Annotated in this window: 24 protein-coding genes, 1 riboswitch and 1 other annotated feature; of the genes, 17 read left to right on the forward strand and 7 right to left on the reverse strand. The window is 47.4% G+C overall.

Annotated features, from left to right (window positions below; translation table 11 throughout):
• Positions 1-2: 2 nt before the first annotated feature.
• Positions 3-971: a Gfo/Idh/MocA family oxidoreductase gene (locus MUN34_RS11395; protein WP_247857824.1), complete on the reverse strand. Its 969-nt coding sequence runs from the start codon at positions 969-971 to the stop codon at positions 3-5.
• Between the two features lie 55 nt (positions 972-1,026).
• On the opposite strand from MUN34_RS11395, the gene MUN34_RS11400 reads away from it, so the two are divergent.
• The 3 genes from MUN34_RS11400 to MUN34_RS11410 all read left to right on the forward strand — a co-directional run bounded on the left by MUN34_RS11400 (position 1,027) and on the right by MUN34_RS11410 (position 2,845).
• A complete protein-coding gene (locus tag MUN34_RS11400) occupies positions 1,027-1,296 on the forward strand; it encodes a DUF5327 family protein (protein WP_247857825.1) in 270 nt (89 codons plus the stop codon).
• Between the two features lie 57 nt (positions 1,297-1,353).
• Positions 1,354-2,004: an SDR family NAD(P)-dependent oxidoreductase gene (locus MUN34_RS11405; RefSeq protein WP_026829537.1), complete on the forward strand. Its 651-nt coding sequence runs from the start codon at positions 1,354-1,356 to the stop codon at positions 2,002-2,004.
• 100 nt (positions 2,005-2,104) lie between these two features.
• On the forward strand, positions 2,105-2,845 hold the full coding sequence (locus MUN34_RS11410) for a thermonuclease family protein (RefSeq protein ID WP_026829536.1): 741 nt from the start codon (positions 2,105-2,107) through the stop codon (positions 2,843-2,845).
• Between the two features lie 47 nt (positions 2,846-2,892).
• On the opposite strand, the gene MUN34_RS11415 is transcribed toward MUN34_RS11410, so the two are convergent.
• The 4 genes from MUN34_RS11415 to MUN34_RS11430 all read right to left on the reverse strand — a co-directional run bounded on the left by MUN34_RS11415 (position 2,893) and on the right by MUN34_RS11430 (position 7,317).
• Positions 2,893-3,864: a cation diffusion facilitator family transporter gene (locus MUN34_RS11415; RefSeq protein ID WP_026829535.1), complete on the reverse strand. Its 972-nt coding sequence runs from the start codon at positions 3,862-3,864 to the stop codon at positions 2,893-2,895.
• A gap of 36 nt (positions 3,865-3,900) precedes the next feature.
• Positions 3,901-4,686, reverse strand: a complete 786-nt coding sequence (locus MUN34_RS11420) for a glucose 1-dehydrogenase (RefSeq protein WP_026829534.1) — start codon at positions 4,684-4,686, stop codon at positions 3,901-3,903.
• An 18-nt stretch (positions 4,687-4,704) separates the two neighbouring features.
• Positions 4,705-5,556 (reverse strand): GRP family sugar transporter, encoded by an 852-nt coding sequence (locus MUN34_RS11425; protein WP_247857972.1) that lies wholly within the window; start codon positions 5,554-5,556, stop codon positions 4,705-4,707.
• A gap of 132 nt (positions 5,557-5,688) precedes the next feature.
• Positions 5,689-7,317 (reverse strand): ABC1 kinase family protein, encoded by a 1,629-nt coding sequence (locus MUN34_RS11430; protein ID WP_026829532.1) that lies wholly within the window; start codon positions 7,315-7,317, stop codon positions 5,689-5,691.
• 165 nt (positions 7,318-7,482) lie between these two features.
• On the opposite strand from MUN34_RS11430, the gene MUN34_RS11435 reads away from it, so the two are divergent.
• Both MUN34_RS11435 and MUN34_RS11440 read left to right on the forward strand, forming a co-directional pair.
• A complete protein-coding gene (locus tag MUN34_RS11435; RefSeq protein WP_247857826.1) occupies positions 7,483-8,094 on the forward strand; it encodes a trimeric intracellular cation channel family protein in 612 nt (203 codons plus the stop codon).
• Positions 8,091-8,459, forward strand: a complete 369-nt coding sequence (locus MUN34_RS11440; RefSeq protein WP_247857827.1) for a DUF423 domain-containing protein — start codon at positions 8,091-8,093, stop codon at positions 8,457-8,459. The genes MUN34_RS11435 and MUN34_RS11440 overlap by 4 nt, the downstream gene beginning before the upstream one ends.
• Before the next feature lie 140 nt (positions 8,460-8,599).
• Here MUN34_RS11440 and MUN34_RS11445 read toward each other — a convergent pair whose 3' ends face one another.
• Complete coding sequence (locus MUN34_RS11445) at positions 8,600-8,749, reverse strand: hypothetical protein (RefSeq protein WP_012369127.1); 150 nt, start codon at positions 8,747-8,749, stop codon at positions 8,600-8,602.
• A 93-nt stretch (positions 8,750-8,842) separates the two neighbouring features.
• Entirely contained in the window at positions 8,843-9,619 is a 777-nt protein-coding gene (hemQ, locus tag MUN34_RS11450; protein ID WP_026829529.1) for a hydrogen peroxide-dependent heme synthase, read from the reverse strand.
• Positions 9,620-9,964: 345 nt separating this feature from the next.
• On the opposite strand from hemQ, the gene pta reads away from it, so the two are divergent.
• The 12 genes from pta to MUN34_RS11510 all read left to right on the forward strand — a co-directional run bounded on the left by pta (position 9,965) and on the right by MUN34_RS11510 (position 23,316).
• Positions 9,965-10,951, forward strand: a complete 987-nt coding sequence (pta, locus tag MUN34_RS11455; RefSeq protein WP_026829528.1) for a phosphate acetyltransferase — start codon at positions 9,965-9,967, stop codon at positions 10,949-10,951.
• A gap of 66 nt (positions 10,952-11,017) precedes the next feature.
• Positions 11,018-11,117: riboswitch (purine riboswitch) on the forward strand.
• Between the two features lie 74 nt (positions 11,118-11,191).
• Positions 11,192-11,776, forward strand: coding sequence for a xanthine phosphoribosyltransferase (locus MUN34_RS11460; RefSeq protein WP_026829527.1), 585 nt, complete (start codon positions 11,192-11,194; stop codon positions 11,774-11,776).
• Entirely contained in the window at positions 11,773-13,080 is a 1,308-nt protein-coding gene (locus MUN34_RS11465; RefSeq protein ID WP_247857828.1) for a nucleobase:cation symporter-2 family protein, read from the forward strand. The genes MUN34_RS11460 and MUN34_RS11465 overlap by 4 nt, the downstream gene beginning before the upstream one ends.
• 223 nt (positions 13,081-13,303) lie before the next feature.
• Positions 13,304-14,680 (forward strand): amino acid permease, encoded by a 1,377-nt coding sequence (locus MUN34_RS11470; RefSeq protein ID WP_026829525.1) that lies wholly within the window; start codon positions 13,304-13,306, stop codon positions 14,678-14,680.
• Positions 14,681-14,774: 94 nt separating this feature from the next.
• Complete coding sequence (locus MUN34_RS11475; RefSeq protein WP_026829524.1) at positions 14,775-15,074, forward strand: rhodanese-like domain-containing protein; 300 nt, start codon at positions 14,775-14,777, stop codon at positions 15,072-15,074.
• A 131-nt stretch (positions 15,075-15,205) separates the two neighbouring features.
• Entirely contained in the window at positions 15,206-17,185 is a 1,980-nt protein-coding gene (locus tag MUN34_RS11480) for a methyl-accepting chemotaxis protein (RefSeq protein ID WP_247857829.1), read from the forward strand.
• Positions 17,186-17,341: 156 nt separating this feature from the next.
• Positions 17,342-18,535 (forward strand): DUF2157 domain-containing protein, encoded by a 1,194-nt coding sequence (locus MUN34_RS11485; protein WP_247857830.1) that lies wholly within the window; start codon positions 17,342-17,344, stop codon positions 18,533-18,535.
• Entirely contained in the window at positions 18,532-18,975 is a 444-nt protein-coding gene (locus MUN34_RS11490; protein WP_247857831.1) for a GDYXXLXY domain-containing protein, read from the forward strand. Before MUN34_RS11485 ends, MUN34_RS11490 begins: the two co-directional genes overlap by 4 nt.
• A 61-nt stretch (positions 18,976-19,036) precedes the next feature.
• Positions 19,037-19,286: a binding site (T-box leader), on the forward strand.
• A gap of 50 nt (positions 19,287-19,336) precedes the next feature.
• Positions 19,337-20,188: an SAM hydrolase/SAM-dependent halogenase family protein gene (locus tag MUN34_RS11495; protein ID WP_247857832.1), complete on the forward strand. Its 852-nt coding sequence runs from the start codon at positions 19,337-19,339 to the stop codon at positions 20,186-20,188.
• Position 20,189: 1 nt separating this feature from the next.
• Positions 20,190-20,741, forward strand: a complete 552-nt coding sequence (locus MUN34_RS11500) for an ECF-type riboflavin transporter substrate-binding protein (protein ID WP_026829519.1) — start codon at positions 20,190-20,192, stop codon at positions 20,739-20,741.
• A 50-nt stretch (positions 20,742-20,791) separates the two neighbouring features.
• A complete protein-coding gene (locus MUN34_RS11505; protein ID WP_247857833.1) occupies positions 20,792-22,498 on the forward strand; it encodes an ABC transporter ATP-binding protein in 1,707 nt (568 codons plus the stop codon).
• Positions 22,489-23,316, forward strand: coding sequence for an energy-coupling factor transporter transmembrane component T family protein (locus MUN34_RS11510; protein ID WP_247857834.1), 828 nt, complete (start codon positions 22,489-22,491; stop codon positions 23,314-23,316). Before MUN34_RS11505 ends, MUN34_RS11510 begins: the two co-directional genes overlap by 10 nt.
• Positions 23,317-23,408: the final 92 nt, after the last annotated feature.

Here is a 23,408-nt window from a genome sequence, read left to right on the forward strand (position 1 = left end):
TTTTATTCTACTTCTATCCATGTACCCTCTTTTACACTTTTTTGAGCACAATCAATAATTTTCATGACGAGCAGGGCTTGTTCCGTCGTGACGGCAAGAGGGGACTCGTGACGTAAGGCTTGCGCTAACTCATGATAGTAGTCGGCAAAACCGGAATCGACGAAAGGACGCTCCTCAAGCGGCTGTTCGGGTCTTCCCCATGTATAGGTCGAGCGTTTCGTATCGACGCTGTCGACGAAATAACTCGCTTTCGTACCGTGGACGGCAAGCGAAGGACCTGGAGCCGGAACAAGTGAGCCGATATGCAGAACGGCGCGTCGTGTTCCGAAAGCGAGAATCAGATGCGTATAGTCTTCGACCGGACCATCCGGACGCTGGATCGTCTGATCACAAAAAACACGGTCCGGTCGTTCACCGAATAACATCAACGCCTGATCAATTAAATGGGAGCCTAAATCGTAAAGCAGGCCAGCGCCCGGGACATCCTGTTCCCGCCACCGCGCCCGGACGGTCGGACGATAGCGGTCATAGTGTGCTTCGAACGTTTGAACAACTCCCAGTTCGTCGGCTTGCACCAGTTCGAGCAGCGTACGGAAGTCTTTTGTATAACGGCGGTTATGGTAAACTGTCAGTAATCGATTTTGCTGATGTGCAAGATCCGTCAGTTGTTCGGCTTCCGTCAACGTGACCGTAAACGGTTTCTCGACCAGGACATGACAGCCAGCGAGCAATGCTGTCTTGGCGAGGGGATAATGTTCGGCATTCGGTGTCGCGATCACGACCAGTTCAACCGTTTCAGCAGCTAATAATGCTTCAAGCGAAGAATAAACCGGCACATCAGGATAACGGGTGGCGACTGCTTCCGGACGACTGGATTGAACCGCAACAAGTTGATAATCAGGTGCTGTGAGATACGGGGCATGCAGATGTTCGCCGGCAAGTCCAAAACCAATTAAAGCAGTACGAATCATGGAGGACACTTCCTTTTCAGTTAATACATTCAATCTATCATATGAGGTGAGCAAGATGATTACAGAACAACAAGTCATTGAAAAAATGCGTCAGACGATGTCAAAAATCGAACAGTCGAACGGTACAGTACAGGTCGAATATGTGGCCGCAATGAAAGCCTATTGTGAGTTGCTGCTCGAACAACCGATGACAGAATCGACGACTCGTTCGGTTATAACTCCGGTAACGGAGAAAAAAACGCCGGAAGTAGATCCGATGCTGGCACGTTTTATGGGAGTCGCCCAGGAAAAAGAAGAAAAAGGACCTTCCTTACTCGATTTTTGAGTAAATCAAATCAATTGTGGGAATAGAGTAAAAGGAAAAAATAAGGGGGAGTACAACATGAAAACAGTCATCGTCATCGGAGCAGGTCCGGGGAACGGAGCCGAAATCAGCAAACGGTTCGGCAAAGAAGGATTCCAGGTCGTCTGTGCCGCACGGACACAGGAAACACTGGCAGCCGTCATCACAGAACTGAAAGAGCAAGGCATTGAAGCCGTTGGAGTTGAATGTGATGCCTCACGCCGCGCAGATCTCGAATCACTTGTAGAATGGACAAAAGAACAATACGGACAAATTGATGTCCTTGTCTATAATGCCTCAATCCTGCATCAAGCGTCTGTACTTGAGGTATCAGCTGAACAAATCACGAAAGAATTTGAAATTGATGTTCTCGGAGCGTTGCATGCCGCACAAATCGTCGCACCGGATATGGTGGCACGGAAAGACGGAGCCATCTTAATCACAGGCGGCGGAGCAGCACTCCATGCGATTAAATCTTTACCGGGTCTGTCGATCGGGAAAGCCGGTGTCCGTCAACTGACGCATATGTTGCATGATACGTTGAAAGACGACAATGTCTACGTCGGGACAGTGACGATTGCCGGTGAAGTCAAACGCGGAACGGCATTGGATCCGAAAAATGTTGCTGAAGCCTTCTATACGCTATATACGAATCGCACTGATGTCGAAAAGGTGCTCGAAGCGAAGTAACCGGGAATCAGCACAAGTAACATGAGATACGATTTAGACTGGAAAGCGTCGACGCGTCTGATGTCGGCGCCTTTTTGAATCCAATGAGAGGGGAAAACCTATGAGACGGGTGTTATCTCAACTGTTTTTAGTAATGACTATCCTATTTTTGAGCGGATGCGCACTGGATTCAGAACCGGGTGATCAACAGACAGGCATCACACAACCGGATGAAGCAAAGGTGACGGAAGCCACCGTCGAGCGTGTCATTGACGGGGATACGGTGAAAGTCCGGCTGCAAAACGGTCAAACGGAAGATGTCCGTTTTTTATTAGTCGATACACCGGAAACCGTAAATCCGGAAAAGCCGGTTCAACCGTATGGTCCGGAAGCCTCCCGTTTTACGAAAGAGGCATTACCGACAGGGAGCGACATCCTGCTTGAACGGGATCAGTCAAAGACAGACCGCTATGGGCGATTGCTCGCTTATGTCTGGTCAGACGGCAAGATGATCAATCAGGAACTGTTGCGAAAAGGCTTGGCCCGGGTCGCCTATATTTATGAGCCGGACACCCGGTACGTCGAGACATTTCAGGAAATCGAAGACGAAGCAAAAGGGAAACAGTTAGGAATCTGGCAGACAAACGGATATGCGACGGATCGTGGATTCGATACTTCGGTCATGAAGGGAACATCGGCAGAGGCAACAGGCTGCGCCGACATCAAAGGCAATATCAACCGCCAAGGAAAGAAAATCTATCACATCCAAGGGGGACGTTCATATGATGAAGTGAACCCGGAAGAGATGTTTTGCAGTGAACGGGAAGCGAGAGAAGCCGGATTCGTCCGGGCGGCGAATTGACTAAAAAAGCAGGAACATCCCCAAAAGGACGTTCCTGCTTTTATGTGTTAGGGTTGTGTCGGTGGTTGATAGTGTTGAATCTTATCATCTTCATCAAAAGAAATCGTAACATCCGTGATCCCTTTTAGAATCCGAATCTGCAATTCAAGACGGTCTTTAATATCATCTGCTTGAGCGATCGTCAGTCCCGGATCCACTTCAATCTCAATTTCGACGTGGAAGTGGTCTCCTTCTTTGATGACTTCGAGTTTTTCGATGTCACGAACGTCTGGATCGCGCATCAGGATTTCTCCGATTTTTGCCGTCAGGACTTCATCAATCTCACCAAGGGCACCGGCAGCATTTTGGATGAAGACATTATAGACGACGTAGAACATCATCAAGCCGATCAAAATCGAAGCAATCCCTTCTGCCTGATAAAACGACGTATAATGCGAAATCAAGACGGCGATGATGGCAATGAGGCCACCGAGTGTCGCAACCAAATCTTCCATGAAGACGAGTCGTGTCGCCGGCTTGGCCTGCGACAAGTTAGCAAAGCTTTGACCGACCAGCGTCAGACCGCGGGATTTTAATCCGGTCTCATGGGCAATCTCGATCATTGCTTTGTAAAAGACACCGACTTCAAGCACGACACCGATTCCAAGCACGGTCAGGATGATCCAAAGACCGCTTGTCTTCTCACCTGGTGCATGAAGGATATGCAGGATACCTTCACGAATCGTTTCGTAGGCCAAAATGGCGACGACAAGAATGGCGGCAAGTAAAACAAGGTTGACGAGTCGACCGAATCCATTTGGGAATCGTTTGGTAGGTGCTTTTTTACTTAATGCTGATCCGACATAAACAAAAAACTGGTTGGCTGCGTCACCGATGGTATGCATCATTTCTGCAAACATGGCGATATTTCCCGTCAGGATGTAAGCGACGAATTTTATAATGGCGATAATGGTATTGACGATGGCAGCAGCGAGAGCAGATTTATTTCCGCGCCTGAGCAGCGTGAAGAAATTCGACATGAGGGTTCCTCCCTTTAGATAGCAGAAACGCGGGGATTACCCGCGTCCGGCTTGGAATGATGGATAAAGTGTCATACCGCCGTCAGCAAACAGGGTAATCCCCGTTACATAACTCGCTTCATCTGAAGCAAGCCATGCTGCGACTGCAGAAATTTCTTCCGGTTTTCCGATATTGCCCATCGGAATCATGCTTTCGACATCAGCACGTTGTTTTGGATCCTCGAATTTCTTGGCATTGATTGGTGTATTGATAGCACCCGGTCCGATGGCATTGATCCGGATACCTTTTGGCGCATATTCCATGGCGAGCGTTTGGGTCATCAGTTTGACGCCGCCCTTACTCGCGGCATAGTGGACGAATGTCGGCCATGGAATGATTTCGTGGACACTCGACATGTTGATGATATTTCCTTTCACATCATGCTCAACAAAGTACTTCAGTGCTTCGCGGGCACCGAGGAAAGCACCGGTCAAATTGATATCGATGACTTTTTGCCAGTCTTCAAGTGACATTTCGTGCGAAGGAGACGGCATCTCGACACCGGCATTATTGACGAAGACATCGAGTTGACCAAAATGATCGACCGTTTCCTTGACGAGATTGATCATATCGTCCTCTTTTGAGACATCACCTTGGACAGTGATGGCTTCGCCGCCCGCTTGTTTGATGTCTTCTGCAATTTTCTTCGCTTCTTCCGGGTGACTCCGGTAATTGATGACAACACGCATTCCTTCTTCGGCATAACGGCGAATGATGGCTTCTCCGATTCCCATTGATCCACCGGTGACAATTGCAACTTTACCTTTTAGACTGTTGTACATAAGATGAACTCCTCCTTATTATTGCTTCGTAAATCCAATCATGATGCCACCGACGACTACCAGGATACAGCCGATGACGACGAACGTCATTTCTTTTTTTGTTTTTGCTTCTTTTAACAACACGACACCGCCGATTGTCGAGATGACGACACCGGTTTGCGACAGTGAGAAGCTTGTTGCGACACCTACTTTGGCGGTAGCAAACAATAGAGCGATGTTACCGACTGCCCACATGAGACCACCAATCGTGTTGCCGGCTGTTTTTTTCGTGAACAGGTTGCCTTTACGTAACGACAGAAGGAGGGCACTGATGACCATACCGATTGCCTGCGGCAAGACGGCTTCCCAACCGTTGATGTTGAACCAACGGGCGATGACGACATAACCGACATAACCGACAGTCGAAATCAGGAGCAACAGTAAACCTTTTCCGATATTTTCATCCTGTTTGCTTTTATCTTCTTTATAAGAAGTGAAAGCAGCACCGGCCACGATCAAGACGAGCGCACTGATACCGAGGATCAAGGCAGTCCGGTTCGACCATTCACCAAAAGCGAGGACACCGAACAATGACGTACCGACGAGCTGCATCCCGGTTGAGATCGGCATCGTCTTCGAGACCCCCATCTGTTTAAAGGCCGCGAACTGATTCATTTGTCCAAGCGCCCAAAAAGCCCCGGAGAAGAATCCGGCGATCCAAGCCGTTGCCGACAACTCAGGACTGACGAAAAAGAACGTGATGATGGCGAAAATCAACGCACCGAGTGTCGTTCCGATAATTTGTTGTTCCGTCGTACCACCGATTTTAGAGACGACTAACGGAAGTGTCCCCCACATCAAGGCGGGTACGAGCGCGATTAAGATATCAATCAAGTGTTTCACCTCTTCTAATTTTCTTTCTATCTACTTGAAGATGTACCCCGGGAATAGATACAAAAAACATAGAAGAATGAAAAAACATTATTTCAAAATAAAAAAACGTCCTGGAAACAGGACGTTTTTTTATTTAAACGGTTCATCGGCAATCCGGACAATCTGTCGTCCGATGCGTCGTCCGTTCCATAAAGCGATGACGGCGATGGTCAGCGAAATGCCCATCAAATCATAATGGGCGAGAAAATAGCCGGTGTAGCTGACCGGAAGGCTGACGATACCGACGAGAGAACTCGTCCACTGGCGGATTTTCAATGACTCCATATTAGCGACACGGGAAAACTTCTGTTGTTCAAACAATCGCCACCGGGTCGGTTCACTTAAGGCATCGTTGACAAGACGGGGGAAGGCAAGTAATCGTGCTCCGTAGGAAGCGGCGATTTGCAAGTAACGATTTTGGTTTTTTCCTTCGTCGTCGAGCCATCTCCGAACCATCGGCTTGGCAAGATCCAGCAAATTGATTTTAGGTGATAAGATTTGCAGGATACCGAGAATTGTCGAGGCAGCACGCCCAAAAAAGGCAAACTCTGCCGGGAGTTGAATCGGTTCGTTTCGAACGAGTAATTCAATATCAGATAATACTTTTTCAATCAACTTCGTATCGACGTTTTCCATGTCACTTTCAAGATAGAAAGTAACGGCTTTTTCGATCGCTTGACGGATGTTTTGCTTGTTGGCGTTTGGTAATAAAAAGCGTAAATCTTCGAGTCCATCGACGATGGCATCATAGTCGAGCGTAACAAACGACTGGAGGATGCGTTGGATAGCCCGCATATCGTCAGCTGTCGTCGCACCGATCATCCCGAAATCGAGCAGGACGATCCGGCCGTCACTTTGGACAAGGACATTACCCGGATGGGGATCGGCATGGAATTTTCCGCCGAACAATAACTGTTCTCCGGCATTCAGGAACAGGTTCCGGGCCAGTTCATCGCGGTCGATGTTATGTTCCGCTAAGTAATCAAGATCCGTGATGCGTGTCCCTTCAATCCATTCCATGACGAGAACACGGTTGGTACAGTGTTCTTCAAAGTAATCCGGAATATAGATGACAGGATTCGTTTCGTACATCTTTTTGAAATACAAACCGTTTTTCAACTCTGTCCGGTAGTTCAGCTCATCTCCGATGACGAAGACCATTTGGCGGTATAGACTCTGTAAATCGGTTGATTTATTAAGTGACGTCCGGCGGAGCATCGCAATGACGAGTCGCATTGCCCGGAAATCGGTTTTGATGATTTGTTCAATATTCGGCCGTTGGACTTTGATTGCCACTTTCCGTCCGTTGGATTTAAGCGTCGCGCTGTAGACTTCTCCAATCGAAGCAGAGGCAACCGGTCGGGGGGAGATATCGTCGACGATGTCTTCAATCGTCGTTCCCCAGTCTTCTTCGATGATTTTACGGGATTCGCCGAGCTTGCTTGATGGGACCTTATCAACGAGCTCCGTCAGTTCCATCAAAACGGACGGAGGAAACAGATCGGCCCGAATCGAGAGAAACTGCCCGAGTTTAATGAGGAGTCCTTCGAGACGAAGGGCTTTTTTCTTATAGTCACGCGCAATCGTAATCATGATGCGCTCAAATTCTTCATTATTCGTACCGGGTCGGTTCTTCCGGGTGAATCGATAAATCGTCCAAATGTAACGAGCGAACATCGTTACGATGATGAAAATCCGATAAAGCGCCCAACGTTTCATACGGTCACCTAGCTTCCTGTACAGTTTGTTTCAGTATAGGTTACTTTACCTAAAAACGACACTTACAAACGGTCGAATCGGTGACAGAAAAAATAAGCTTGCCGGAATTGAAAAAGAGCGTATAGTAAGTATTGGAATTTCTATTGAGAAAGGTGAAATGTGCGTATGTCCTGGGACTTATTAAATATCATCGGCACGGTAGCATTTGCGATGAGTGGCGCGATTGTCGCGATGGAAGAAAAGTATGATCTGTTTGGCGTTTGGCTGCTCGCTTTGATTACGGCCTTTGGTGGCGGTGCTATCCGTAACCTGTTGATTGGTGTCCCGGTTTCTGCACTCTGGTCGCAAGGCGGACTGTTTTTAATCGCGATTTTAGTCGCTTTGTTGATTTTCATTTTACCGCAATTATTTTTACCGCATTGGACGCGATGGGGTGTTCTCGCTGATGCGCTTGGTCTAGCAGCATTTGCGATTCAAGGTGCCTTGATGGCTTCCGCTAAAGGGTTGCCGTTATCCGCAACAATCTCGGCAGCCGTTCTTACGGGAGTCGGTGGGGGTGTCATCCGCGATCTACTCGCCGGACGTAAACCACTTGTCCTGCATAAAGAAATCTATGCGATGTGGGCCGTCATGGCAGCGCTCGTCATCGACAGGTTTGAATTGACGAATCCACTCCATTTGTTCACATTACTAGGGCTGATCACGATTTTACGTATGCTATCCTATTATTATGAATGGAATTTACCAGCACGACGCTTAGGGGGAGAAAAAGAATGAAAATTTTCATTATGATCGGAGCATTATCGATGATGCTCGCCGTAGCACTGGGTGCGTTCGGTGCCCATGCCTTAAAAGATATGTTGTCGGAGCGGATGCTCGCGAACTGGCAGACGGGTGTGTTATATCAAATGGTTCACTCGCTTGGAATCCTCGCACTTGGCGGGATTTTATTGAAAGTATCGATTTCTCAGTTCTCATTGGCCGGCTGGTTGATGCTTGCCGGAATCGTCTTCTTCTCAGGCAGCCTGTATGTGATGGCGCTGACGGGTGTAACAAAACTTGGTGCGATTACACCAATTGGTGGCGTCTTGTTCATCGCAGCATGGATTTTTGTTGCCATTGGGGCTTATAAAGGACTGTAAAGACAATAAGGATCTACTCGCTTCACGTGACTCTGACAGAGAAACATGAAGCGGATAGATCCTTTTTTGATGGACGCAAAAAACCGGTAAACAGACGACTGTCTGTTCACCGGTACGATAGAGCGACAAAAGCAATTGCTTTAGCGCTTGGCAGGTTGTGTTTTATTTAACTTCGATAATGCTTGCTCATAGCGATCCAGTACACGTTCCGCGACTGGCTTTAGCTCTTTTGAAAGCACAGCGAATTGCAATTCACGCGATCGCGTTGATCGGTTCATAGCATTCCCCATGGTAATTCCTCCTTCAGGTACAAATCTGACAGTTTTTGTGGCCGCAAAGAGTATATTCCCGTAGGGTTTTCCTATGAAACGTGATTTAGCAGATTAAAGTGCGAAATGTGCTTCGAGATCCGTAGTTTCAAGGCGATTACCGATAAAGAACTCGCCAAACTCACCGTATTTGGCACTGACTTCATCAAAACGCATTTCGTAGACGATTTTCTTGAACTGCAGAATATCGTTTGCGAACAATGTGACGCCCCATTCCCAGTCGTCAAATCCAGTTGATCCGCCAATGATTTGCTGAATCTTCCCGGCGTAGCTCCGACCGATCATCCCGTGACGGTACATCAGTTCTTTGCGTTTCTCCATCGAGAGTGTGTACCAGTTGTCGCCGTCGCGGCGTGACTTGCTCATCGGATAGAAACAGATGTGCTTCGATTTCGGCAGGATCGGATAGAGACGGTCGCGGACATACGGATTTTCGTACGGGTTGCCTTCTCCTGACCCACGGTATGTTCCAAGTTCGACAACAGAGACGTATGAATACGTTGGAATCAAGTAGTCGTATAAATCAAGTTTTTGCATCTTCACTTCGACGTCTTGAATGTCTTCCATTGTCGGACGAAGGACCATCAGGACGAGATCCGCTTTTTGACCGATGATCGTATAGAGGGCGTGACTGCCTTCTTTTTGTTCTTCGACTTGTGCGAGTTCTCCTAAGAACGCCTGGAACTCTTGCACCATCTTAGTCCGGACAGAAGCGTCGACTTGTTTTAAACGGGACCAGTCAATCCGGCGGAAATCATGGAATGTATACCAGCCATCAAGTGTTTCGGCAGCTTGTTGCGTAACGGTTGGTTCGGATGATTGATGTTGCATAAGAAAACCTCCTGAATCTGTAATGTTAAACGTGTTAATCCATGTTCAATCTTACCATATCTTTTTGTCTTCCCCGTAAGAAAACGGGTTTGATTTTGAAGTGGGACCGACATACAAAAACGGAAAGCGGGGTATGAGGTAAAAGGGTGTGAGGAACAGTCTCTCTTTTTACCTGTACTATATTGAAAAAAATACTGTAATAGTATTCGAAAAGTCAGGCATCAGAATGAAAAACACACTTTTTTGCAAATTGTTTTAACAACGAAACAGAACTGTGTATAATGAACAATGGAATGGAATAACAATAGAAACCGACACTTATTCGCCACAAAAGGAGCCAATACCATGCAATTATTCGAAATGCTTGAGACAAAAGTCAAAGCCCATCAACCAACAATCGTTTTCCCTGAAGGAATCGATGCCCGTGTTCTTGGTGCAGCTGTACGTTTGAAAAAAGACGGTTTAGTCACACCAATCGTTATCGGACCACGTGGTCAAATCGAAGAAACAGCAGCAACGAATAACATCGACGTTGCAGATCTCGAAACGATTGACCCGGCTTCATATGAAGGAATCGAAGAACTGGTTGCCTCATTCGTCGAGCGTCGTAAAGGAAAAGCAACAGCCGAGCAGGCACGTGAAGTCATCCTTAAAGATGTCAACACGTTCGGTACGATGCTCGTTCATACGGGAAAAGCAGAAGGTCTTGTTTCCGGCGCGATGCATGCAACAGGTGATACGGTTCGTCCGGCACTTCAAATCATCAAAATGCAAGAAGGTTATAAAAAGACATCAGGTGTCTTCATCATGGTCCGTGACGACGAGCAGTATGTGTTTGCTGACTGTGCAATCAACATTGCACCGGATGCTAACGATTTAGCTGAAAATGCGATCGCATCTGCCAAAACGGCAAAAACATTCGGCATCGAGCCGAAAGTTGCTTTGCTCAGCTTCTCGACAAAAGGTTCGGCGAAATCACCGGAAACAGAACGTGTCGTCGAAGCAACACGTCTCGCGAAAGAACGGGCGCCGGAACTCGCAATCGACGGAGAATTACAATTTGATGCAGCTTTCGTTCCAAGTGTCGCGAAATCAAAAGCACCGGAGTCAGATGTTGCCGGTCAAGCGAACGTCTTCATCTTCCCAAGCCTTGAGTCTGGAAACATCGGCTACAAAATTGCCCAGCGTCTTGGTGGTTTCGAAGCGATTGGTCCGATTCTCCAAGGACTTAACAAACCGGTTAACGATCTTTCACGCGGATGTAACGAAGAAGACGTCTACAAATTGGCAATCATCACGGCAGCACAAGCTGTTGAAGAACGCCAAGCGTAAGCCATTTTCGAAAAAGACTTTACTTTTTCAGCGAACTCCGTAAAATGGAACACATCACGCATCAACGAATAAACGTATAGCAACGCTCGTATAATAGTGGGAATTGGCCCACGAGTCTCTACCGGATCGCCGTAACGGTCCGACTACGGGTGGTGAGTTACTGCTCTCTTTTTAGCGTACAGTGGCTGCCCCCGGGTAGCGGCTGTACGTTTTTTTTCGTTCAAAAAGGAGAAATCAGTTATGAAACGTTTGGAAGAAATGATTACACAAGAAGGATTAGTCTTATCGGATCAAGTTTTAAAAGTCGATTCCTTTTTAAACCACCAGGTCGATCCGACTTTAATGTGGGAAATTGCTTATGAATTCATGGACCGGTTCAAAGATGCCGGAATCACCCGGATTTTGACGATTGAAGCAGGCGGAATCGCACCGGCGATGATGACAGCCCTGCGCCTTGGTGTACCGATGGTCTATGCCCGGAAAACGAAGTCGTTGACGTTAAACGAAGGCACGATTTCAGCGGAAGTCTACTCGTTTACAAAACAACAGACGAGTACGATTACGGTCGCGGAAAAGTATTTGCAGGCGGGAGAACGAGTCTTGATCATCGATGATTTCCTAGCGAACGGGGAAGCGGCATTTGGTCTCGCGAAACTCGTCGAACAGGCAGGAGCGGAAGTCGCAGGCTTCGGCATCGTCATTGAAAAATCTTTCCAACCCGGACGTCAAAAGTTACTTGATGCCGGTTTCCGTGTTGAATCCCTTGCCCGCATCGAAAAGCTCGAAGCCGGACAAGCGACATTTGTTGACCCGGTGACGACATGAAGACGCTATCCAACGTTAAAGCGGCGAGTCTTGGTCTGCAACATGTCCTCGCGATGTATACGGGAGCAGCGATTGTTCCGTTGATTGTCGGTAGTGCGATTGGTTTATCCGGTGAGGAACTGGCGTATCTCGTCGCGATCGATTTATTCATGTGCGGTGTGGCGACATTGTTGCAGGTCTTCGTGACGAAGTACACGGGTGTCGGTTTGCCGGTCGTCCTCGGTTGTACATTTACAGCCGTTGGTCCGATGATTGCAATCGGCAGTCTGCAAGGCATTACCGCGATTTACGGAGCATTGATTGCCAGTGGATTAATCATCTTAGTGATTTCCGGTTGGTTCAGCCGGATTGCGATTTTATTTCCACCGGTCGTGCTCGGTTCTGTCGTGACAATCATCGGAATCTCGTTGATTCCGGCTGCCATTAACGATATCGGCGGCGGACAAGGGGCGAAGGATTTTGGTGACATGCGGTACTTGGCACTTGCCGGACTGACCATCGTCTTGATTTTAATCTTTAACCGTTACGGAACGGTCTTTTCAAAGGCGGCAGCTGTTTTGATTGCCGTCTTGATCGGCACGTTCGTTGCATTCGGTATGGGGATGATTGATTTCAGCCCGGTTGCTGAAGCGTCGTGGTTCCAGATGGTGACACCGTTTTATTTTGGTGTACCCACGTTCAATGCGACGGCCATTTTGACGATGACGCTGGTCGGGCTCGTTTCGATGGTCGAGTCGACAGGGGTCTTCTTGACGCTTGGGGAAATCACCGATAAGAAGTTGACGGATCAGGATTTGGCCCGCGGCTACCGGGCGGAAGGGGCCGCAACGATCATTGGCGGGATTTTCAACAGTTTCCCGTATACGACGTACAGTCAAAACGTTGGTCTCGTTCAGTTGACGGGTGTGAAAACACGAAAAGTCATTATTTTTGCCGGGTTCTTTTTGATTGTGCTTGGTTTCTTGCCGAAAGTCGCAACATTCACGACGCTGATTCCAAAACCGGTTCTCGGTGGAGCGATGCTCGTCATGTTCGGAACGGTCGCAGCGAGCGGAATCCGGATTTTATCCCGCGTCGATTTTTCTAAAAATGACCATGTCATCACGGTGGCTCTTGCGCTTGGTGTCGGACTCGGTATCAGCATGAATCCGGCGATTGTCGCGTCACTTCCGGATCAGGTCCGTGTCTTGACAGATAGCCCGATCGTTGCCGGATCAGTAACGGCGTTGCTCTTAAACGGTTTATTCCGATTGACGGAAAAGAAAACCACAATGAAAAAATCACCTTTGGCAAAGGTTGAATAAGATTTGTAACCTTTATGAAAGGAGCAGTCATGTATACTATTCGGTATAGGTGGTTGCTCCTTTTATGTACCGTTACATAAATCAGAATATTTCGAGTATGTGGGATTCGGAGAAAATATCTCTTGAAAACGTTTACAAAACGGACACAATTTCTTTATACTGACAACGTAGCGGTTAGGGGAACTGCTAGGAAACAAACAGAGACGGGAAGGACGTCGTACAGATGAAACAACAGACAGAACTGAATCGGGGATTAGAAGAACGTCACATTACATTGATGTCGCTGGGGGCGGCGATCGGTGTCGGACTGTTCTTGGGGTCCGCAAAAGCGATTCAATTAGCTGGACCAGGAATACTGATCGGGTACTTAATCGGTGGTCTTATTATCTTCATTATCATGCGGGCTCTTGGGGAACTCGCGGTCCGTGAACCGGTAGCAGGCAGTTTTGCCGAGTATGCCCGAAAATATGTCAGTCCGCTAGCCGGTTTTCTGACAGGGTGGAATTATTGGTTACTCTGGATTTTCACATGTATGGCCGAAATTACGGCCGTCGGGATTTATATGCAAGAATGGTTCCCGAATTCACCCACTTGGATGTGGGCGCTTGGTGCACTGATTTTGATGACAAGCATCAACTTCATTGCGGTTAAGTTTTATGGGGAATTTGAATTCTGGTTTGCATTGATCAAAATCGTTGCCATCGTCGCAATGATTATCCTTGGAACGTTGACGATCGTCATCGGATTCGGGAACGGCGGTACGCCGGTCGGGATTTCAAATCTTTGGTCGCATGGCGGATTCCTGCCGAATGGGTTCGGTGGTGTCTTACTGGCGATGCAAATGGTCATGTTTGCCTTCTTAGGGATTGAAGTGATCGGGGTCACAGCAGGAGAAGCGAAAAATCCGAAGAAAACGATTCGCAAAGCGGTCAACAATGTCTTCTTACGGATATTAGTCTTCTACATCGGTGCTCTGTTCGTCATTCTTTCGATTTATCCATGGGATCAAGTCGGGCAGAATAACAGCAGTCCATTCGTGTTATTATTTGAATCACTTGGTATTCCATCAGCTGCCGGAATCATCAACTTCGTTGTCTTGACGGCAGCGTTATCATCATGTAATTCCGGGATCTTCTCGACAGCTCGGATGATGATGAACTTGTCACAAAATCAGGAAGCACCAAAACGTTTCGCAAAAATTTCGAAAAATGGTGTACCGGCACTCGCGACGATTCTTTCTGGCGTTGCGTTGTTAGTCGGTGTCGCACTCAACTACTTCTTGCCGGACGATGTCTTTGCGATTGTCACAAGTATCGCGACATTCGGAGCAGTCTGGACGTGGGCGATGATTTTGATTGCTCAAATGCGGGCACGGAAAGTGCATGGTACGGCTGAATTCGCCGTTCCATTCTTCCCGATTGCGAACTATCTTGCGTTAGCCGCTCTCGCGGGGGTCATTGTCCTGATGGCATTTGATGCCGGAACACGGATTGCACTGATTGTCGGACCACTCTGGTATGTGATTTTGATTGCTGTGTATTATGCACGGGGAATGCATAAACAAAAGCGTCAGCCACTGGATCAAGCGTCCGGGGAATAACAACAGGAGAGATCAGCTTCGGCTGGTCTCTTTTGTTCTGTTTCGACGTCAGTTTTGCTACACTGGACACAGATACGTCAGAGGAGGATTAATTATGAAAACGATTCATGTTGATGAACTGCAAGAAAAGCTTGAAGCTGGTGAAGCGTTACACGTTGTGGATGTCCGGGAACAAGACGAATACGATGCCGGCCACATTCCGAATGTCCGTTTTCTGCCGATGTCTGAGATCGGTGAGCGGTATACAGAGCTGCAAGAAGGCGAGACCTATTATCTGATTTGTAAGGCAGGCGGACGAAGTGAAAACGTCGGACGGTTCCTCGAACAGTACGGCTATGACGTCGTCAACGTCGAAGGCGGCATGATGAACTGGAAGGGCGATCAAGAAGCGTAAGTGTTTAAAAAATGGAAGCGGATTCCTAAAAGGATCCGTTTCTTTTTTTTGATTTTCTGTGAAAAAACATACATTTTAACCGATAAAGAAACTAGAACGACGAGTACTTAGCTCGAGAATGGGAGTTGGATATGAAACAGAAGAAAAAGCGTACGTTGAGTATTAAACAGAAGTTGATCCTGACATCGATGCTCTTATTATTGATTCCGTCTTTATTGATTGGCTTTGTTTCTTACAGCCAGGCCAAACAAAAAATTACGAATGAAATCCTGCAGTCGGCTCATGCCGGAGTCGACCGGATGAACGATGAAATCATGAATATCATCGATCCGATGCGACGCGATGTCGCCTTTTTCGCGGACCGGATTGACGGGACACTTTATCAATCAGGTAAACAGAACCTCGACTTAAAAGAAAAAATGACCGAATACTTAGATACCCATCCACAAGCCGCTAATATTTATTATGCGACGACATCAGGAGAGATGACAATCTATCCGGAACAGTCGATGCCGGATGATTATGATCCTCGGGACCGTCCTTGGTACAAAGCAGCAGAAGACGCTGGTGGGAAAGTCGTCATCACGGATCCGTATGTGGATGCGGCATCGGGCAAGATGATGGTCACGCTCTCGCAGACGGGTGGAAACGGACGCGGTGTCATTGCAGTCGACGTTGATGTCGACCGGATTGCAGAAATCGCCAAAAAAATCAAAATCGGAAAAGAAGGTTACGTCACGATTTTGGATTCGAAAAAAAAATTCGTTACCCATCCGACGTTGAAACCGGGTGAAAAAGCGTCCGGCAGTTGGGTTGGTTCCCTTTATGCGGGTAAGGAAGGACGCTTTTCCTACTTATTTGAAGATGAAGAAAAGCAGATGGATTTCATGACGAACAGTCTGACCGGTTGGAAAGTCGCCGGGACATTATACGATCATGAAATCACGGATGAAACATCCAGTATTTTATGGACGACATTAGGTGTCATTGCTGGTACGTTCCTCCTGGCTGCACTCCTGTTATTCTTTATCTTACGTTCGATCATCAGCCCGCTGAATCGATTGACGAAAAGTGCGGAACGGATTCAAGAAGGCGATTTGACGGAAGAGGTCGTCGTCGAGTCGGATGATGAAATCGGACAAGTCGCAGAAAGCTTCAATACGATGATTCTGTCGTTGCGCGGCATCATCTCGAATCTTGATCAATCGATTGGACAGGTCGCAGCCTCTTCAGAAGAATTAATGGCAAATGCGGCGCAGACGACGGCAGCCTCGGAACAAATTGCCGGTTCGATTCAAGAGATGGCGGCAGGCGCCGGTCAATCGAAACGTCAGCTGGACGGCAATGCTATATCACTTCAAGCCATTACGTCAGGTGTCATGCGGATTGCCGAAAGTTCAACCAACGTCTCGGAATTGTCGCGTGCGACGGCTTCAGAAGCAGAAGACGGTACGGCCGCTGTTACTAAAAACGTGGAGCAGATGAAGGCAATTGATACATCGGTCGAGAATTTTGGTGAGGTCATCCAATCACTCGCACACCGCTCGAACGAGATTGGAAAGATTGTCGATGTCATCAACGGCATTGCCACCCAGACAAATTTACTTGCCTTAAACGCAGCGATTGAAGCCGCACGGGCGGGGGAAAACGGAAAAGGATTTGCCGTCGTTGCCAGTGAAGTGCGGAAGCTTGCGGAACAGTCGCAGGAATCGACGAAACAAATCTCCCATCTGATTCAAAATATCAAACAGGAAACGGAACGTTCGGTCTTCCTGATGAAAGAAGTATCGCATCATACGAAAGCGGGACTGGAAACGACGGAAGATTCGGCCGTTCGTTTCAAACAAATCATGTTGCGGACCCAAGAGATGACACCGCGGATCGAGGATGTCACGGCAACGGTCGAAGAGATTGCTGCCAACGTCCAGGAAGTCTCGGCATCCGCAACGGAAATCGCCCATATCGCAGATGAAAATTCTGCCGCATCAGAGCGCGTCGCAGCAACGACGGAAGAACAACTCGGCTCGATGGAAGATATTTCGCAATCGGCGAAAACATTGTCTGATATGGCGGAAGAATTGCAAGTGCTGGTTTCACGTTTCAAAGTCTAATTCAGCAGACGACCGTCCCCTTTACGGAGGCGGTCGTTTTTGTGTCGGGAAAAGTCATGGTGGTGACTTGTATTTCTGTTAATGTCCGCATAGATTCGACGACAAACGGGAAAATATAAATGTAGCCTAGCAACTTGTAATCGGGAGGTGTCAATGATGGCGCGACTGACGAAGTTAATGGAGTGGCAACAGGCCGGTTTGATTGATGCAGAGACGATTCAACGCATTAAGGAGTATGAAGCTCATCGGAAAAACAAAAAGCGTGTCCCATTGTTGTTGATTGTCGGACTGACCTTTGTCGGTTTAGCCTTACTCAGTTTTTTAGCTGCGAATTGGCAGGCGATTCCTGCCCTCATTAAGATTGGTTTGGTTTTAGTCATCATGGTCGGTTGTTATGTCTTGGCAGATGTATCGGAACGTCGAACCATTTGGAATCCCGTCGCTTTCCGGATCCTTGGACTGATCGCTTTTGCCGGAGCCCTCATCGTCACCGTTCAGAGCTTCCATATGTCGATGCAAGGTTCCTTCATCGGTTGGGCCGTCTTTCTTGCCGCGCTGGCCCACTTCTTCACGTGGCGTCATCCGGCCTATGCCATTCTTGCATTCATCTCGGGTTTGAATATCTTTACCGGAGTCGGCGGATTCGGAAGTGAGCACGCCACGTTTCTCGACTGGACATCGATTGTCTTCGTCGTGATTGTTTCGCTTGCCTGGTTCTATTTCAGCCAGTCTTTTCCGTCCCTCATTCTCAGTTGGTTATTTCTTTATCTATCGGGACTTGAGTTGTTTGCCCTTGTCTCTTATGACGGTCTCCTTTGGCCGATTTGGACCTTGTTTGCCCTTGTCCCGCTGTTACTCGTCGTCAAACAGGAACAGGACCGTCATTTTTTATACCATCTGTATTTGATTGTCGCCGCAATCAATTCACTGATCTATTTAACGATACGTGCGGAAACGACGGACTCCGTCATTCCTTTGGGAGAAGCAATCGCGCTTGCTGTTTTCGGTCTCGCAATCGGATACTTGATGTATCGAAAATTTCGTCCGTTGTTTTGGATTTTACCGCTCGGTTTGTTCGGATTCCTTTGGTTTGATGAACAAGCCATCTTGATTGCTGCGCTCGTCGAACTCATTGCCTTTGTCTATTTGATTGAGCAAGAGCGTCAAGGTCGTCGTCTGACGATTCCATTCATCTACTTCATCGCGGTCCAACTGACGATTTATTTCATCTATGCCTGGGATCGTCTCGATATGTCATTGTTCTTCCTCGTCGGAGCACTGCTCGTCTTCCTGATTGCCGGTGTCTTATGGTGGATTCGAAAACGTCATGAAGGAGGGGTTCCGTCATGAAACGGTATCTGTTTCCAGTCCTGCAAATCATCGTTGTCCTCGGTGTGATCCTCAGTTTTTATTCCATTTCCTGGTTCGGTGACAGCTATCGTTTTCGGGCGGAACCGTACGATCCGTTTAGCCCGGTCTTCGGTGAATATGTCATGTTGCAGTATCCTGACCTGAAGCCGGCGGATTCCGTCAAAAAAGGATTGGTCTACGTTACGTTTACGACGGATTCTGATGGTTATGCCAAGATCGACCAGATCTCGAATGAACGCTTTTTCGGTTCAGTTGCCGGAGATTATTACGACAAATACGTCACCATCCCCCAATTGAATCAGTATTATGTGGCGCAGGGAACAGGAAAAGGATATGAGGATGCGAAAAAATTAGAAGTCAGAGCCGACGTCTCGCCATGGGGTACGGTTCGGGCAACTGATTTGAGTGTTCGTAAATAAAAGACTTGCGTAAATAAAAAAAGGGTTGTAAGATAAGTTTAAATTTTCAGACTAATTAAATATACTGGCGTTGATAGGAAGAGTACGACGCGACTGTTTGAACAGAGAGCTTCTGTTGGTGGGAATGAAGTGAAACAGTCTGTCGGAAGATGGTCCTTGAGCTGTCGATAGAACACGAACTTCGTAAGTAGAATCGACCGGTACGAACGGATACCGTTATTATTCTTGGGAGTCCTCGACTCTATGAGGTCATTTGATGCGAGTCAGATGATGAACGAAGGTGGTACCACGTGAGACATCACGTCCTTATCTGATAAGGGCGGGATGTCTTTTTTTATGAGATAAGAAAGGAGTCGGAAAGATGGCAGAGGCATTGGTGTTACAATCCGATTTTGGAATGAGTGATGGGGCGGTAAGTGCCATGTATGGTGTCGCACATAGTATTAATCCCGAAATCCGTATTTTTGATTTAACGCATGATATCCCGCCGTTTCAGATTTGGGAAGCCTCGTATCGACTCATTCAGACGGTTCCGTACTGGAAAGAACAGACGGTATTTGTTTCTGTCGTTGATCCCGGAGTCGGATCGAATCGGAAGAGTGTCGTCGCCCGGACCCATACGAATCAATTCATCATCACACCGGATAATGGGACATTAACACATTTGGTGCAAGGGAACTTATTAGCGGATGCCCGTTTGTTGGACGATACAATCCACCGTCTGCCGGTCATGGGTGAATCGTATACGTTCCATGGTCGTGATATTTACGCTTACACAGGCGCCCGGTTATCGAGTCGAACCATCACGTACTCTGATATTGGTCCGTTGATTGACTTGGAGTCGCTGATTTTGCTGAACCGGGAGCCGGCTCGTCAGCAAGATGAACGGCTGGAAGGGATTATTGAAATTTTAGATGTCCGGTTTGGGAACGTCTGGACCAACATTCCTTCTACTTTCATACGGCATATCGGCCTGGAAATCGGATGTTCGGTGCAAGTGGAAGTGGTGCATGACGGGAATATCGTATTTTCAGATGAACTGACGTGGGGACATTCATTTGCCAACGTTGAACTGGGAAAGGGACTGGTCTATGTCAATTCACTGGATCATCTGGCGCTCGCATTAAATCAAGATTCGTTTGCTGAGCGGTATCAGGTCGGTATCGGAAACGCATGGCAGGTTCGTATTCAAAAAAGTAGAGGAGAGAAGTGACATGAATGGATTAACGACAAAACAAATTGTGGCGACAGGCGTTGGGGCAGCAGTATTCGTCATCTTAGGACGGTTTGCTGCATTACCGACGGGAATTCCGAATACATCGATTGAGACGGCTTATGCCTTTTTAGCATTCATGGCTATCCTGTTTGGACCGATTGCAGCGGGATTAATTGGATTAATCGGTCATGCTTTAAAAGATGCCATCTTTTATGGTGCACCTTGGTGGAGTTGGGTCATCGTCTCCGGATTTGTCGGTTTTTCAATCGGTCTGATTGCCCGTCGGATCCGGATTGAAGAAGGCGGTTTGACGACAAAAAAATTAGTGCTGTTTAACGGCACACAAGCACTTGTTCAACTGATTGGTTGGGTCATTCTAGCACCTGTTTTAGATATTTTAATTTATGCGGAACCTGCCAATAAAGTATTCGTTCAAGGAGCGGTCGCGGCCGCATCCAACATCATTACAGTTGGTGTTATCGGAAGTCTTCTCTTAGTGGCGTATGCTAAAACGAGAAGCAAGGCAGGCAGTCTGAAGCGAGAAGCATGAACCAGGACTGTCCCCTCAAGGGGGCAGTCTTTTTAGTCGGGGGGATTAACATGAAGCAGGTAAGTGTAGCATTCAATGAATTTTCGTTTACGTACCGGAGCCAGTCGGAACCAACTTTACAGAAGATTAACCTGTCAATTTCTAAAGGTGAGCGTGTATTAATCGTTGGACCATCCGGTTCAGGAAAAAGTACACTCGCCCAGTGTATCAACGGTTTAATTCCATTTTCTTATCCCGGTACGTGGAAAGGGTCTGTCGAAATTACCGGAATCGATGCCCGAACGCTCTCTTTGTTTGACCGTTCAAGTATTGTCGGAACCGTTATGCAGGATCCGGATACTCAGTTTGTCGGATTGTCAGTAGCAGAAGATATTGCGTTTGCTTTGGAAAATAAGCAAGTCGAACAGCAGGACATGCGACATTTGGTAGAAAAAACAGCCCGTCTGGTCGATGTCGACTCTTTGTTGGGGTCCCGTTTGGAGGCACTGTCCGGTGGGGAACGGCAACGGGTTGCGTTAGCGGGTGTCCTCGTCGAAGAAGCGGAAGTGCTGTTATTTGATGAACCGTTGGCTAATTTGGATCCGATTGCCGGCATGGAAGCGATGGAATTGATTGATCAGTTGCAACGACGGACGGAACAGACGTTGATTGTGATCGAGCACCGAATTGAAGATGTGCTTTCGATTCCATTTGACCGGATGATCGTGATGAAAGAAGGCACAATCGTCGCGGATGCAAGTCCGGATGAAGTGTTGAGTGGAGGCATTCTTAGCGCGTCTGCGTTGCGTGAACCGTTATATTTGAGTCTGGCCCGTTTTGCCGGAATGCCGATTCATCCACAGATGCAACCAAGTCGAATGGAGACGTTTATCACCCGATTTGACAGGGGGCTTCTGCATACTCTGTTGCAAAGACAGTCTATTGAGCCGGTTCAACGTCGTGAACCATTGCTGGATGTCAAACAGCTGAATTTCCGTTATGATGCAGAGCGATTGATTTTAAATCAAGTATCGACTTCTTTCGCCAAAGGTACGTTAACGAGTATCGTCGGACAGAACGGTGCCGGAAAATCGACACTGGCTAAAATTTTGAGCGGTTATCGCCGGGCGGGAAGCGGAACAATTCATCTCGCCGGTTCGGATGTGACAAACCAATCAATTGGTCAACGGGCCGATCGAGTAGGATTTGTCCTGCAAAATCCCAACCATATGATTTCAAAACAAATTGTGCAGGAAGAAATACGCTACGGCATGCAGGTTCTTGCGCTGAGTGAGGAAGAAGAAAATCGACGGGTTGAGGAAACGCTTCGTCGATGCGGATTGTATCCGTTCCGCAATTGGCCAATCGATGCTTTGAGTTTTGGACAAAAGAAACGGGTGACGATTGCATCGATTCTGGTCCGTCAACCGGATGTGCTAATTTTGGATGAGCCGACTGCGGGTCAAGATTACCGGCATTATTCGGATATCATGGACTTTTTGGAACGATTGAAGCATGAGGGAATGACGCTGCTCGTCATTACCCACGATATGCATCTCGTTTTGGAATACAGTGATCATGTCTGTCTCATCCAGAATGGTCAGGTTCAGTTTGAAGGAACCCCACTTGCACTATTGTCACAAAAAGAATTGTTACAACAAGCGCACCTAAAGCAGACTTCGTTATTTACAGTAGCACAGCAGTTTGAACTTGATCCTGCAGGACTCGTGACACAGGTGATTGAGGCAGAACGGAAGGAGCGAGCAGGATGGCAGTAGATATGCTAGGGTACATCGAACGAAAATCTCCTGTCCATCGTCTGACGGGAGCAACAAAGTTGATTTGTTTTTTATTATGGACGATTGCGACGATTGTCACATACGATACACGCGTCCTCATTGTTTTATTGTTGGCAAGTGTCGGCTTATTTTCTGTTTCAAAGATTTCTTTTAAAGAAGTTCGATTCGTCCTTTTGTTTACACTGTCATTTATCTTGTTAAATTCGATTGCCGTCTACCTGTTTGCTCCTGAGCAGGGAGTTGCCATCTATGGAACGCGTCATGTATTGGCAGAAGGAATCGGTCGTTTCACCGTGACATCGGAACAACTGTTTTACCTGCTGAATTTAATTTTAAAATACAGTGCGATTGTGCCGATTGCTGTCTTGTTTTTGGTGACCACTCATCCGACAGAATTTGCGGCGTCTTTGAACCGGATCGGTATTCCTTATAAAATTGCCTTTGCCGTGTCCTTAGCCTTACGCTACATTCCGGATGTTCAGCGAGACTTTCGAACGATTAAAGATGCACAGGAAGCGAGAGGCGTCGCTTTATCCAATGCGCCGTTGTTCAAACGAATCCGTAACAGTTTAAACATTCTGTTGCCACTTGTTTTTACAAGTCTTGAACGGATTGAGACTGTCAGTAACGCGATGGATTTGCGAGGGTTCGGAGCAGGCAAAAAGCGGACCTGGTACAATCAACGTCCCATGACCAAAGCCGACTTTACAGCGATTGCCTGTGTCGGGTTACTTGTACTGTTGTCTTGTTTCATCACTTTTTATGATGGGAACCGGTTTTATAATCCTTTTCGCTAAAAGCAGATGAAGATATGAAAAATAGTTCTTTCAGAACAAAGCAGGGGTGACAGAATTGTAATCTGCCACCCCTGCTTTTATAGAGACTGACT

The organism is Exiguobacterium sp. 17-1 (assembly GCF_023096305.1).
Classification (GTDB): domain Bacteria; phylum Bacillota; class Bacilli; order Exiguobacteriales; family Exiguobacteriaceae; genus Exiguobacterium_A; species Exiguobacterium_A sibiricum_A.